This is a genomic window from Gilliamella sp. X-46 (genome assembly GCF_057063525.1).
Genome location: NZ_JBXSQH010000005.1, coordinates 18,943 through 32,753, shown reverse-complemented (window position 1 = coordinate 32,753; position 13,811 = coordinate 18,943). Strand labels below are relative to the sequence as shown.

Genomic DNA, 13,811 nt, shown 5'->3' with positions numbered 1-13,811 from the left:
TTATTTTTCTGATTTTTGATATTCAATTACTGATCAGTTTAAGGTCTTTGGATAGATTAAAATATACCAATAATTACACCGAGCGAAGTAATTGCAGTCAGAATTAAGATGACTTTTGTGGCTGTCATTTGTTTTGCAGACACTAACCACCAAGCAAGTAAAACCATAGTCAAAGGTAGTATTTTCGGGAATATACCATCAAGTACACTTTGTAATGACCGCATGCTATCACCCATTGGAATTTCCAATTGCGAATTTAACACAATATTACCAGCAGCAAGTCCTCCAACTACCATAATTCCTAGAATATTAAAAGCATCGGTAATTCGTTTTACATTATCGCCAATAATATTATCAATGGCATTCACACCAAGTTTATAGCCATAATGAAAGCTTATATAAGAAATTAAAGGACCTAAAATACCGTAAGATAAAATATAAAAGATTGGACCAATGGCATTTCCTCCTGCTGCCATTCCCATAGCAATTGATAACAAGATAGGAACGATAATGCCTTGAATTAAAGAATCGCCTATACCAGCTAATGGACCCATTAATGTTGCTTTGATATTCACCGGTAATTCTTCAGGCACATTATTACCTAATGCTATCTCTTCTTCCATTGAAGCAACAATACCATTTATGATTTGACCTGTTTGTGGTTCAGTATTGTAAAACATCGAATGTCTTGTTAATAATCGACGTTTTGCTTCGGGATCATTTTTGTAATATTTTTCAGCAAATGGGATATAAGAAAATGCCCAAGCATGTGCTTGTAATTTTTCATAGCTCATAGATGATAAATGTGTAAATCCCCATCGATACCAAATTTGACGTAATTCTTTTCTAGTTAATTTTGATTGGTTATTCATTTTTTTATCCATTTTTAGTTCTCCTATCAAAATAGATCATCATCTTCAAAAACATTTGAATTTGAGTTATTAGGTTCTTTGACAACGGAAGAAGCTGGTTTATTAATTGCCATGTAATATAGATAAGCAACTAAAGCCGAAATAAACACCAACGCGATCATACTTAAACCGGCAAAAGCCAATAAAACAAAACCGGCAAAAAAGAATATAAGCTGAATTTTTGACTTAATAACGATATTCATTAACATGGCAATACCAAGCGCTGGTAAGACACCACCTAAAACAGAAATAATTTTTGTGATGACTTCAGGGACATTACTTAATAACCAATCTACTAGACCTGAACCATAGAAAATAGCTAAGAAAACAGGGGCTGTACGTAATAAAAATGTTGTTACTTGGGGGTAAAATAAATGATTTAAAATAATACCTCGAGTATTATTATGTTCTGCAGCTTGTTGTGCTTTATTATTCCAGAATGAATAAAGTGCCATTCGAGTATTGTAAAATATTAAACCAAAAGTTTGCCCCAATAATACTGATAATGTTACAGCTACAGCGGGTTCTTTTGTTGTTGCTAAAGCTAAACCAATACCTCCATAAGCAGCATAAGTGATCTCACTATTAGTTGCTCCTCCTGTTGATAGGTTAGCGATAAAAACAGCTTGAACAGCTAAGCCACACAAAACACCTGATTGTACATCGCCAAAAGCAAATCCAACTAATAACCCTGCAACTAACGGCCTACCTACAATATAAAAACCACCTGACATACCAAATAACCAAGGTGATTCTATGGCGCCTAAGTAACAGAATATTCCTGTGAGTAAGGCTGGAATAAATAGTGTTGTCTCCATAATATTCTCCTCAATCAATGAGATCTATAAAGTGTCATATTTCTTTTTCATAATTGACCAGCTTTTAGGTTCATCGTCTGGTAAAAGTTGAAATTCAATCTTAATACCTTGAGCTTCAATATATTCAAAAGCTTTATAGTCATTTTCATCAATAGCGACGGTTCTTCCTAATACTTTTGCTCCAGCTCGAGTATTCATACATCCTATATTTAATGTTGGATTCAGTTTAGCTCCAGCTCTGAGAAGTTTTTCAAATGTTTGCGGTGAATCACTGATTAAAAAAAAGTTTTTAGTTGATTCCATACCTTGTTTTATTTTATCTACACCTTGTTCAACAGTATAAATCCCAATTTTTAATGTGCCTGCAGCTGCTTTTAATACACGTTTTCGTAATTCATCCGAGGCAATATTGTCGCCTACAACAAGTATTCCATCGACAGGTCTGACTTTTGTCCAACGTGTCATTATTTGACCGTGAATAACACGATCATCTACTCTGGTTAATGTAATTGCCATAAATCTTTACTCCTATCGTATAATTCATTAAAAATCTATGTCTTCATTATTGTCTATTGTTGCTGGAGCTAATAAAACCGAAGTTTGACCAGCTTCTAAAATTGAATTAAGCAGATTCGGTATATTGGATTCTTCTAATGAAGTGCCTGCTTGAATTAACATTGGTAAATTTAATCCAGCAAATAAAAAAACTTTATTGGGATGAGCAAGCATGTAACGTAATGTTTCGTTGTAAGGTGTACCTCCCATTATGTCACTTAAGACGATTACTGTTTTATTATCGTTTATCTGTTCATCAAGAATTTTCGTCAATCTAAATGAAAAATCGCCAATTCCGTTTTCATCAAGCTTGACTGCAATGAATTTTGATGTATCGCCGGCAATCATTTTATAACTTGTCAAAATGCCCTCACACAAATCACCATGTGAAGTTATAACTATTTTCATTATGATAGTACTCCTTGTGGTTATTGTTTAAATATATGTTTACATATTTTTTTTCTAAAACAAATGGATTGGGTCGTATTTTTCATTAATTGAGAAGTTCATCACGATTTTAATGGAAATCGCATTGACAATGTTTTTATTGTTTTTAATATAATGTAAATACATATTTAAATTGGGGGGAATTATGAAAAGTTATTCTTTACTAGAGTTAAGCAAATTTATTGATCACACAAATTTAAAACCGGATGCAACTACCGCTATGATGGAAAAACTTTGTAAAGAAGCAAGTGACTATAACTTTAAAATGGTAGCGATTAATCAGGTTCAATCGAAATTATGTGCAGAGTTATTAAAAGATACTAAAGTGGACATAGGTGCTGCAATTGCTTTTCCGCTTGGGCAAACAACTATTGAGTCAAAATGCTTTGAAACGCAAAATGCGATCGAAAATGGAGCAACTGAAATCGATTATGTGATTAATATCTCTGAATTGAAGGCTAAAAATCTGAAATATATTAAAGATGAAATGACACAAATTGTTAATATCTGTCGTAAACACAATGTCATTTCGAAAGTCATTTTTGAAAACTGTTATCTAACAGAAGAAGAAAAAATAACACTGTGTAAAATTGCTGTTCAAGTTAGACCTGACTTTATCAAAACATCGACAGGATTCGGACCTTCAGGTGCAACACTTGCCGATGTTGAGTTAATGAAAAGCCATGTAGGTGATATTGTTAAAGTAAAAGCAGCTGGCGGAATACGTAATGCTGAAACATTTAAAAAAATGATTGCAGCGGGTGCAGAGCGAATTGGTACAAGCGCGGGTATTGCCGTTATTGAAGAGTTAAAACAAGAATTAAAAAATAGCCAAAAAGACTTTATTGAAATTTAATTAATTTATACCTAAGCGGATATTTTAAACCTAAAAATACCTACTAATAAGTGGGTATTTTTAGGTTTAATATGCTTATTATCGGTTCTAATAATTTAAGCTGAATGATTTAATTCAAAAATAAATGAATTGATATCACCACGATATTTAGAAATTGAGTATTCAATTGGTATTCTGTTATGTGTATAACCAATTGAATGAAAATAAAAAATAGGATTTCCTTCTTCAATATCTAATAAATCACTTGTTGTTTCATCTGCTTTGACAACATCTAGTTTTCTACGTATTTGCAATACCGGAAAATTCATCTTTTGTAATACGGAATATAGCTTTTCTTGTTCAAAGTCATTATTCAAAAAGTCAGGTAAAAGTTTTAATGGTAAATAAGTAGTGACTAATACTATCGGTTTATTTTCCGCATAACGTAAACGGACCAATTTATAAATCTCATCTTGTTCATCGATTTCTAAATGGTTCGCTATATCATTAGTCGCTTTATCAATTTTGAATGTAAGAACTTGTGTTCTAGGATGAAGACCTTTTCTATTCATTTCTGAATCATAGTTTTCAATAATATGCGTAAATTCTTGATTTATTTTTTGTTGTTTAACTATGGTTCCTCGGCGTTTTCTACGTTCTAGGTAACCATCATTGGCCAAATATTGAATTGCTTGACGTACGGTCGGTCTACTAACTTTATAAATCTCGGTCAATTCAGATTCTTTAGGAATTAATTGACCTTGAGCATACTCTCCTGACTGAATTTTTTTCAATAAATCTTGTTGGATAAAAAGATGGCGTGGAATTTTATTTTTAGGATTCATGATGACAACGATATACATTAATATATTAATACATATTAATATATTGTTTTTGCTATGTAAAACATTAATATTAATTAAAATTAATTAGTTATATTTTATCGGTTATAATTTAATTAAAAACTTTTGCCAATACTCCCTCTCCTTGATAATGATAGTATTGCGCTTCGTAAGCAATAAAAGCGGATTCTCCTTTGGTTAGAGTTAAGATATCAGATTTTGTTTTTAGTGTGATACTTCCAGCAATACAAAATAGAATTTGTGGACTGTTTACTTTTTCAACTCTTTGTTGATTATCGCTTTTAATTATTTCAAATTTAAAATCATCAACAGGAACTGGATAATCAATTTTATTTTGTTGGGTAACCGGTTGGGTTAATAATTCATTCAAAGTTAGACTTTTAAATTGAGTATTTTTTAATAGCTCATCAATGTCTAAGTGCTTATTGGTTAATCCAGCTCTTAACACATTATCAGAATTTGCCATAACCTCAAGCCCAGTACCACTTAAGTAAGCGTGGGGTGTTTCGGCACTTAAAAACATTGCTTGTGAGGGCTGCAATTCAATAATGTTTAAAATTAAAGGCATAAAGAGTCCAATATCATTTGGATAATCTTTGGCTAGCGTTTTAATTGTTAAATAAGGCTCATCACAGAACGGTTCAATACTTTCTAATAATTGATTAATTTCTTGATGCTTTTTTTCTGGTGGTAGCATTAGTAATGCATGAAAAAACTGTCTTAACTGCTGTTTGTTAGGATTTTTTTGTAATTGATCAATCTCTTTATTCAAAGAAAAAAGATTGATTTTAGAAAATAACTCTAAAATTTCATGAATCGGTCGAAAAGATCGCATAGCTTTAAATGGTGTTAAAGCATAAATTAGTTCTGGTTTATGATTTGGATCTTTATAATTGCGCCTTGGATTATCTAAGGCAATGCCTAGTTGGTTTTCTCTTGCAAAACCTTGTTGTGCATTTATTTTAGTTGGATGTACTTGGATGGATAGCGCTTTATTTGCGGAAAGCACTTTAAATAAATAAGGCAAAGCAGCAAATTGCTTAAAGGTTCTTGTTCCTAATATTTCTAAAGGATGGTTTTTAATAAGATCATCAAGTCTGATTTTTTGATTATGTTTATTAATAGCTAATGAACACCCTAAAGGATGAGCTCCCATCCAGATTTCTGCTATGGGTTTTTGGGATGGATTTTTAAAACCAAATAATTTTGGTATATTTTCGATACTTCCCCAATCATAATTTTTGATTTTATTTTCAAGTTTCCATATCGTTTGATTCATCTTTATTCCCCCTCTACATTTTTGTTGTAAGGTTAATTGATTTTGATTCAATAGGTTAACTATACTCTCAATATAAGTTGATTCAAGCTCAATATGTATTGGTAAATAGTAGCCTAAATTAAATTTATTCCAAGTGATATCTATTTTAAATGCGCTATTATTTTCGTTTTTAACACTGATATTACTTTTATGATGCTTAGAATATTTTCATTTTATTCAATTGCTTTATTATTGATTGCTTATGCTATGATCGGATATGACTTTAGCAACAATCCGAAACTGTATTTTCAAAGCAATTAAGTATATAATGCCTAGCAAATTCAACTAATCTCTATAAAAATATATTTTTATGAAACCTTCAATTATCAGTAAGTTAGAAGCGCTACAAGAGCGTTATGAAGAGGTTCAAGCATTATTGTCTGATGCTTCGATTATTGCCGATCAAAATCGCTTTCGTACACTGTCTAAAGAGTATTCACAATTAACTGGTGTTGTTAAGTGTTTTACCGATTGGAAGCAAACACAAGAGGATATTGAGACAGCTAAAATGATGCTATCCGATCCTGAAATGAGTGAAATGGCACAAGAGGAACTAAACGAAGCATTAAGCCGAATTGAAGAACAAGAAACACAATTACAAGTGCTATTACTACCGAAAGATCCAAATGACGATTACAACTGCTTTGTGGAAGTTAGAGCCGGAACGGGCGGTGATGAAGCTGCTATTTTTGCTGGTGATTTAGCTCGAATGTATACACGCTATGCTGAATCACGAAATTGGCGCGTTGAAATTATGAGTGCAAATGATGGCGAACATGGTGGTTATAAAGAAGTTATTATGTTAGTAAGTGGTGATGGTGTTTATGGTCATTTGAAGTTTGAATCAGGTGGACACCGAGTTCAGCGCGTACCAGAAACTGAATCGCAAGGTCGTATTCATACTTCAGCTTGTACCGTTGCTGTTTTGCCAGAAGTTCCTGAGGCCGAAATGCCTGAAATTAACCCTGCTGATTTAAAAATTGACACATACCGCTCATCTGGTGCCGGTGGTCAGCATGTTAATACTACGGATTCAGCTATTCGGATTACTCACTTACCAACAGGTATTGTTGTTGAATGTCAAGACGAACGTTCCCAACATAAAAATAGAGCCAAAGCGATGTCTGTATTGGCTGCGCGTATTCAAGATGCGGAGTTACGCAAGCGTCAACAAGAAGAAGCCTCGACAAGACGTAATTTATTAGGTTCAGGTGATCGCTCAGATAGAATTAGAACATATAACTATCCTCAAGGTCGAGTTACTGATCATCGAATTAACCTAACTCTTTATCGGTTAGACGAAGTAATGGAAGGGAAATTAGAGATGCTAATCGATCCAATTGTACAAGAATATCAAGCAGATCAGCTAGCTGCTTTATCGGAACAAGATGAATGACCTATTTACAATGGCTTAAGAGTGCATCTCAAACTTTAACTGATAGTGAAAGTCCAAAGCGTGATGCTGAAATTTTGCTGAGTTTTGTTACGCAAAAAACGCGAACATTTTTAATGGCATTTAGTGAAACATTGCTTACTGATGATGAGTTAATTGCTTTATCTGAATGTTTAAAACGTAGGCAAAATGGTGAGCCCATCGCTTATATTACTGGCGAAAAAGAGTTTTGGTCTTTAAAGTTTAATGTCTCTAACGCTACATTAATCCCTAGACCCGATACTGAAAAATTAGTTGAATTAGGTTTAGAGTATCTACCTAAAGTGCCATGCGAAGTGTTGGATCTTGGTACGGGTACCGGTGCAATAGTTATCGCCATGGCAACTGAGCGTCAAGACTGTTTATTTACCGCAATTGAAAAAAATAAAGATGCGTTGATTTTAGCTCAACAAAATGCAACCCAAATTGGGGTAAATAATGTTTATTTTTTACAAGGGGATTGGTATAAACCAATAAAAAACCGCAAGTTTTCAATGATTGTCAGTAATCCTCCTTACATTGAGCTAACAGATATCCACTTATCACAAGGTGATGTGCGTTATGAGCCAAGAAGTGCACTAGTTTCTGAAGATGGTGGTTTAGCTGATATTAAACTAATTGTAAAAGGTGCAACTAAGCATTTACACCAATATGGTTGGTTACTAATAGAACACGGTTGGAAACAAGGTGAAGCAGTGCAAACCATTTTTAAACAACACGGATTTCAATTAGTTGAAACTTTCACCGACTATAGTGGTAATGATCGAGTCACACTTGGTCGCTGGTTCAAACCTTAACTAGGAAAATTTTATTTATGATGCAGCAAAAAAAAGTAAACGTTGGCGATATTACTGTCGCTAATGATCTACCCTTTGTACTATTTGGTGGTATGAATGTACTTGAGTCTCGTGATTTAGCAATGAAAATCTGTGAGCATTATGTCACCGTTACCAATAAACTGAATATTCCTTATATTTTTAAAGCGTCTTTTGATAAAGCGAACCGCTCATCAATCCATTCTTATCGTGGACCTGGCTTAGAAGAAGGGCTTAAAATCTTCCAAGAGCTTAAACAACAGTTTGGCATTAAAATTATTACCGATGTCCATACCGAAGCGCAATGTCAACCCGTTGCTGATGTGGTTGATGTGATTCAATTACCGGCCTTTTTAGCAAGGCAAACTGATCTCGTTGTTGCAATGGCAAAAACCGGCGCAGTTATTAATGTCAAAAAACCTCAATTTGTCAGTCCTGGGCAAATGGGTAATATTGTTGAGAAATTTGAAGAAGCAGGCAATGATCAAATCATTCTTTGCGATCGGGGCAGTTGTTTTGGTTATGACAACTTAGTGGTTGATATGCTTGGCTTTAACATTATGAAAAAAGCAAGCAAAGGTTCACCAGTTATTTTTGATGTTACTCATGCCTTGCAGTGTCGTGATCCAATGGGTGCCGCATCTGGAGGGCGTCGTGGTCAAGTGACTGAACTTGCGCGATCTGGTATGGCTATTGGTATAGCTGGGTTATTTTTAGAATCACATCCAGATCCGAACCATGCAAAATGCGATGGCCCATCAGCATTACCACTTGATAAACTTGAACCTTTCTTAAAACAGATGAAAGCCATTGATGAGCTAGTAAAAAGCTTTGATGAAATTGATACTGAAAATTAACTTTAAAAGTTTCTTAAAAGTTATTTGGTTTTATTGTAAATAAAGATATTAACAAAAAGAGAAATGTGAACTATTTCTCTTTTTATATCAGCAAACTAAAAAAATGCTAACAGCATAGAAGAACTGAAATAACTTTAGGTTGAAAATAAAATATTTTTATCCGTTTACTTGATAAAAATAAAACATCAGAAAGAGAATTAATAATATTTAATGAAGTGTCTCCATAAGTTCAACTTCATCAAAGTCATCATCACTTCCATCTTCAAAATAAGTACCCCAACCATCATAATTAACGCCAAATTGGGTAGTAAGCTTGATTATTTCTGCAATTTGCGCATTAATTAATTCAGCTTTAAGCGGACTTTCTGTAACGATATCAAAAGCGATAACAACGTTGCCTGCATCATCGACATCTTCATCGGGATCGGTTGCTTCATAACCTAATTTATAGGCTTCTACTGCTACTTTTTCTAATTTATCAAAATTTTGTGATGAAACGTGGTGTTCAATGATATAAAGCGCATGAGGATCGCTACCATCTTCTAACAGTTCTTCGATAATAGCGCTAGTGTCTTGCTGAGCAAGAAGAATTTGATCTTTCATAATATACCTTTTAGTGGTCATGCAAATTGTGTGGTATATTACACGTTTAAAAATAATTTTCGAGAAAAAAGTGATTGTTGATTTACATTCTCATACTACAGCATCGGATGGTGTTTTAACGCCGAGCGATCTTGTCAAAAGGGCAGTGGATAACCAAGTTGATCTTTTGGCCATTACCGATCATGACACCGTTAAAGGCTTACCTGAAGCTCAACAAACAATTGCTAATGAAAATTTGCCTGTTAAATTAGTTTGCGGTGTTGAAATATCTACGGCTTGGAAGAATAACGAAATTCATATTGTGGGATTAAATATTGATATTGAGCATACTCAATTATTGAACTTGTTATCATCGCAAGAGCAAGGCAGAATTAATCGGGCGTTGGCAATAAGCCAAAAATTGGCAAAGGTTAGTATTGAAAATGCTTATCAACAAGCACAACAATTTGCTAAAGGTGACATTGTTTCACGTGCTCATTTTGCAAGATTTTTAGTTGCTAACGGCTATGTTAAGGACATCAAACGCGCATTTAAAAAGTACCTAGGTAAAGGTGGTTATGCTTATGTGCCTGCAACATGGTGCAGCATTACTGATGCGGTTAAAGCGATTCACATGGCAGGAGGGCAAGCGGTGCTTGCACATCCAAGTCGTTATGATCTAACCTTAACAAAATTAAAATCATTATTGAGTGAATTTAAAGCTTGTGGTGGCGATGCAATTGAGGTTTCGCAAAGCAGGCAAACGCAAGATGATTTACATCGATTAGCTAAATTAGCCAATGAATTTGACATGTTAGCATCGCAAGGTTCAGATTTTCATGATTTAGTTAATTATTTAGATTTAGGTAAAACAACGCCATTACCAGGTAGTGTTACACCAATTTGGCATAATTGGCAATGCTAAATAAATTAGTATTAAATGGCCTTATATTTATGTTTTACCCAAATATTGATGGTATTCAACTCAACACTAAAAATTGATATAGAAGAAAATTATGAGCCAAATTTTTTATATTCATCCAGATAATCCCCAAACGCGATTATTAGATCAAGTTGTTAAAATATTAAATAACGGTGGAGTTATCGCTTTTCCGACTGATTCTGGGTATTCGTTGGGTTGCTTACTGGATAACAAACATGGCGTTGATCGCATTTGCCAAATTCGTCAGCTGGATAAAAATCACAATTTTACTTTAATGTGCCGTGATCTTTCAGAGTTATCTTGCTATGCTTTTGTTGACAACACGACTTTTCGATTATTAAAAAATAATACACCAGGTAAATATGTGTTTATTTTACAAGCCAGTAAAGACGTACCCCGTCGATTAATGAACGAAAAACGTAAAACCATTGGGCTACGTATTCCAGATAATAAAATTGATTTAGCATTGCTTGAATTATTAGGGCAACCATTAATGACTGCAACGTTAATTTTACCTGATGATGATCAAGCGCAATCCGATCCCGACGAAATAGAAGATAAAATCGGTCATCAGCTTGATGCGATTGTGCACGGAGGCTATATAGGTGAGCAACCAACCACCGTAATTGATTTAACAAATGACTATCCAGAAATTATTCGTCAAGGAAGTGGAGACACTAAACCATTCGAATAAATGACCGTTTTTTTATTGCCAACATTCAGACAATAAAGTGAAGAGAAAAATGATACCTGAGAAGGTAACAGCGAGGATAATATGAAAAATAGCAAATCTGCATTCCCACAACGAGGCAAAAACATAAATAGTATTAAAGCTAAAGAAAGTCAATCTTATGAAAAAACGAAAGCACCAAGTACACCAAATGTGACACGCAAAACTTCGACATATGATAATACTGAAAAACTACAAAAAGTCTTAGCCAATTTAGGCAATGGATCTCGCCGCGAAATTGAAGCCATGATTATGGCAGGTAAAATCAGTGTAGACGGTAAAATTGCCACTTTAGGTGATCGCGTAGATGTGAATGCAAACCCTAAAATACGTATCAACGGACATTTGGTTCAACTTAGAAGCAAAGAAAAAGAAATTTGTCGCGTGCTTGCTTATTACAAACCAGAAGGTGAAATTTGCTCTCGTCATGATCCACAAGGTCGGGCTACTGTTTTTGAACGTTTGCCTAGATTAAAAAATGCTCGTTGGATAAATATTGGCAGGCTTGATATTAATACATCGGGTTTATTATTATTTACAACAGATGGTGAATTAGCTAATCGCTTAATGCATCCAAGGCACGAAATTGAGCGCGAATATGCTGTGCGTGTATTTGGTAATGTGACTGATCAGCAGATTAATCAACTTCGTAAAGGAATACAACTAGAAGATGGTCCAGCCTCGTTTCAATCAATAAAAGCACAAGGTGGCGATGGGCTTAACCAATGGTTTAATGTTGTGATAACTGAAGGACGTAATCGCGAAGTGCGCCGTATGTGGGAAGCTATCGAGGTGCAAGTTAGCCGATTATTGCGTATTCGTTATGGTAATATCACTTTACCCAAAGGATTATCGCGTGGAACTTGGATGGAACTGGGTATTGACTCAGTCAATTACTTACGTGAACTAGTTGGTTTACCGCCAGAAGCCAAAAGCTTTACAACAAGTTCGCCTTCTGACAAACGAGTAGTAAGACCTAAACGTATTAAATTTAATCAGCATACTAAAAACACTCGCCAAAAAGCAACTCGAAAATAACCTTCATAGCACCCTTAAATAAAAAACTTATTTAAGGGTGTTTGTATAACGCATAATTTATCTCTATTCATACCCAAAATAACATCACTCATCAAATAAAAGGGTGATTAATTTATGGTTCAACTTTAGCAAAAAAAGTTAATAAATTAGAGCGAATTTATAATAAACTCATCAACCAGCTTATTAATTAAGCTCAATTAAAACAGTTTTCATCATAATAAATAGATGAACGAGCACAAAACTAAAATGAATTGAAAGGAAAATTATGCGTATAATCATAGCTGTTTTTTTTATGTTTTTATTAACTGCTTGTCATACACGTACAGCAGAAGATGCTTATAAAGAAGGAAAATATTTAGAAAGTATCAACCTATTGGGTGACAGTATTGAGGATAAAGGCCCTGCAGAATTTGGAAAACAAGATATACAACGGCTGCAAAATATAGTCAGTAATGTCATGCAACATTATGAAACAAGCCTTTTAAACACCAATAACTCGGATTATGCCACACGAATAAAATGCTACGAAAACCTATTAGCCATGAAAATGCGATTAACTGATCGTTTTTATAGCCAAGAAATCAGTTTTTTCGATAACAAATATGACGTGACTCAATTACAACAAACTATTGCTAAAGAGTACTACAATTATGGCAATTCAATCACTGGCACCGACAGTGAAAGTTACAGAATAAGAGCCGATTTATATGGAAAAGGGCTTGAACAATATAACTATAAAAATATTGAAAGCTTGTACAAAAACGCCAATAAAAAATATATGCAACTTGCGGCTAAAGAGTATTATGATCAAGGAAAAATGTTCGAACAGCAAGGTAATTATAAGGCTGCTGCGGATGCATTTAGTAATGCCTCGGAGGTATATAAACCGCTTGGCAAGTACAAAGATAGTGATAAACTTTCTATTGATAATGATAGAAAATACTGTACTCAACAAGCAGAAAATGCTTATGAACAAGCAAAACAACTAGAAAAGACTGCAACGCATCGTTATCAATTTCGTGAAATTGCTAAATATTACGCCTCGGCTGCTTCTACTTATCGTCAATACGGATCTTTTCGCGATGCAGATTCACAAGCAAATAATTATACAAAAAAAGGAAAAATTAAAGTTTATTATAATTCTTTAGAATTAAAATCTTTTGTATTAGATACATTAAGTAAGGACTTTATAGAATTCATTGCTTATCAACCAAGTCAGGCAGATGTCACAATCCGCATTACGACAAACGTTGAATTTTCTGATCTTGGGGAGTCTGTTAACAATGAAACCAAAACCGAACAAGTCTTTGATAAATTTGTTGAAGTGTCTGACGAAAACGGCAATAAAAAGCAAGTTAAAACCTACAAAGATCAGCAATTTAATTTAAAAACGGTGACGCATAGCAATAAATTAACCTTGACCACTGAAATTGATGTCCATGGTGCTTATAGTTACAATAAAAAATTTGACATTGTTCAAACATCGGCAAAACATGATTATATCTATTCTGGTAATGTGCCCTCTAATTTGCGCAACCATAGTGAAGGAGTGTTGAAAACTAAAGATAGCTTGCTTCAAGCAGCAAAAGAACAGCAATTAACCGAACTAAAATCACGGTTTGACGATATTATTAGAGATCTTTCATATTTATAACTAATTAAAGTTT

Annotated in this window: 15 protein-coding genes; 8 read left to right on the top strand and 7 right to left on the bottom strand. The window is 34.1% G+C overall.

What is annotated here, in order from left to right:
• Window positions 1-56: 56 nt before the first annotated feature.
• Genes ACYIAJ_RS05670 through ACYIAJ_RS05655 form a run of 4 tightly spaced genes read right to left on the bottom strand, consistent with a single transcriptional unit; the run spans window position 57 to window position 2,692 of the window.
• Window positions 57-884, bottom strand: coding sequence for a PTS system mannose/fructose/sorbose family transporter subunit IID (locus tag ACYIAJ_RS05670; RefSeq protein WP_202112674.1), 828 nt, complete (start codon window positions 882-884; stop codon window positions 57-59).
• 14 nt (window positions 885-898) lie between these two features.
• Window positions 899-1,729: a PTS mannose/fructose/sorbose/N-acetylgalactosamine transporter subunit IIC gene (locus ACYIAJ_RS05665; RefSeq protein WP_483560056.1), complete on the bottom strand. Its 831-nt coding sequence runs from the start codon at window positions 1,727-1,729 to the stop codon at window positions 899-901.
• A gap of 24 nt (window positions 1,730-1,753) precedes the next feature.
• Window positions 1,754-2,245, bottom strand: coding sequence for a PTS sugar transporter subunit IIB (locus ACYIAJ_RS05660; protein WP_483560058.1), 492 nt, complete (start codon window positions 2,243-2,245; stop codon window positions 1,754-1,756).
• Between the two features lie 27 nt (window positions 2,246-2,272).
• Entirely contained in the window at window positions 2,273-2,692 is a 420-nt protein-coding gene (locus tag ACYIAJ_RS05655) for a PTS sugar transporter subunit IIA (protein ID WP_483560060.1), read from the bottom strand.
• Between the two features lie 184 nt (window positions 2,693-2,876).
• Between ACYIAJ_RS05655 and deoC the strand changes: the two genes are divergently transcribed.
• Window positions 2,877-3,587: a deoxyribose-phosphate aldolase gene (deoC, locus tag ACYIAJ_RS05650; RefSeq protein WP_483560062.1), complete on the top strand. Its 711-nt coding sequence runs from the start codon at window positions 2,877-2,879 to the stop codon at window positions 3,585-3,587.
• A 95-nt stretch (window positions 3,588-3,682) separates the two neighbouring features.
• Here deoC and ACYIAJ_RS05645 read toward each other — a convergent pair whose 3' ends face one another.
• Window positions 3,683-4,429 carry a GntR family transcriptional regulator gene (locus ACYIAJ_RS05645; protein ID WP_483564446.1) on the bottom strand — a complete coding sequence of 249 codons (747 nt, stop codon included), beginning with the start codon at window positions 4,427-4,429 and terminating at the stop codon, window positions 3,683-3,685.
• Between the two features lie 91 nt (window positions 4,430-4,520).
• Complete coding sequence (manA, locus tag ACYIAJ_RS05640) at window positions 4,521-5,759, bottom strand: mannose-6-phosphate isomerase, class I (protein ID WP_483560066.1); 1,239 nt, start codon at window positions 5,757-5,759, stop codon at window positions 4,521-4,523.
• A gap of 298 nt (window positions 5,760-6,057) precedes the next feature.
• Here manA and prfA point away from each other — a divergent pair, with 298 nt between their 5' ends.
• Genes prfA through kdsA form a run of 3 tightly spaced genes read left to right on the top strand, consistent with a single transcriptional unit; the run spans window position 6,058 to window position 8,851 of the window.
• The gene (prfA, locus tag ACYIAJ_RS05635; RefSeq protein ID WP_483560068.1) at window positions 6,058-7,143 is read left to right on the top strand and encodes a peptide chain release factor 1; all 1,086 of its coding nucleotides are present in this window, start codon (window positions 6,058-6,060) and stop codon (window positions 7,141-7,143) included.
• The gene (gene prmC / locus ACYIAJ_RS05630; RefSeq protein ID WP_483560070.1) at window positions 7,140-7,976 is read left to right on the top strand and encodes a peptide chain release factor N(5)-glutamine methyltransferase; all 837 of its coding nucleotides are present in this window, start codon (window positions 7,140-7,142) and stop codon (window positions 7,974-7,976) included. Before prfA ends, prmC begins: the two co-directional genes overlap by 4 nt.
• A 20-nt stretch (window positions 7,977-7,996) precedes the next feature.
• Window positions 7,997-8,851, top strand: coding sequence for a 3-deoxy-8-phosphooctulonate synthase (kdsA, locus tag ACYIAJ_RS05625; protein ID WP_483560104.1), 855 nt, complete (start codon window positions 7,997-7,999; stop codon window positions 8,849-8,851).
• Between the two features lie 207 nt (window positions 8,852-9,058).
• Here the strand turns inward: kdsA and rraB are convergent, their stop codons facing one another.
• On the bottom strand, window positions 9,059-9,454 hold the full coding sequence (gene rraB, locus ACYIAJ_RS05620) for a ribonuclease E inhibitor RraB (RefSeq protein ID WP_483560072.1): 396 nt from the start codon (window positions 9,452-9,454) through the stop codon (window positions 9,059-9,061).
• Between the two features lie 19 nt (window positions 9,455-9,473).
• Here rraB and rnm point away from each other — a divergent pair, with 19 nt between their 5' ends.
• The 4 genes from rnm (at window position 9,474) to ACYIAJ_RS05600 (ending at window position 13,798) form a co-directional block, all read left to right on the top strand.
• Window positions 9,474-10,358 (top strand): RNase RNM, encoded by an 885-nt coding sequence (gene rnm / locus ACYIAJ_RS05615; protein ID WP_483564445.1) that lies wholly within the window; start codon window positions 9,474-9,476, stop codon window positions 10,356-10,358.
• 91 nt (window positions 10,359-10,449) lie between these two features.
• Window positions 10,450-11,070 (top strand): L-threonylcarbamoyladenylate synthase, encoded by a 621-nt coding sequence (locus tag ACYIAJ_RS05610; protein ID WP_483564444.1) that lies wholly within the window; start codon window positions 10,450-10,452, stop codon window positions 11,068-11,070.
• Window positions 11,071-11,151: 81 nt separating this feature from the next.
• On the top strand, window positions 11,152-12,144 hold the full coding sequence (gene rluB / locus ACYIAJ_RS05605) for a 23S rRNA pseudouridine(2605) synthase RluB (protein ID WP_483564443.1): 993 nt from the start codon (window positions 11,152-11,154) through the stop codon (window positions 12,142-12,144).
• 265 nt (window positions 12,145-12,409) lie between these two features.
• Window positions 12,410-13,798 carry a hypothetical protein gene (locus ACYIAJ_RS05600; RefSeq protein ID WP_483564442.1) on the top strand — a complete coding sequence of 463 codons (1,389 nt, stop codon included), beginning with the start codon at window positions 12,410-12,412 and terminating at the stop codon, window positions 13,796-13,798.
• The last annotated feature ends 13 nt before the right edge of the window (window positions 13,799-13,811 follow it).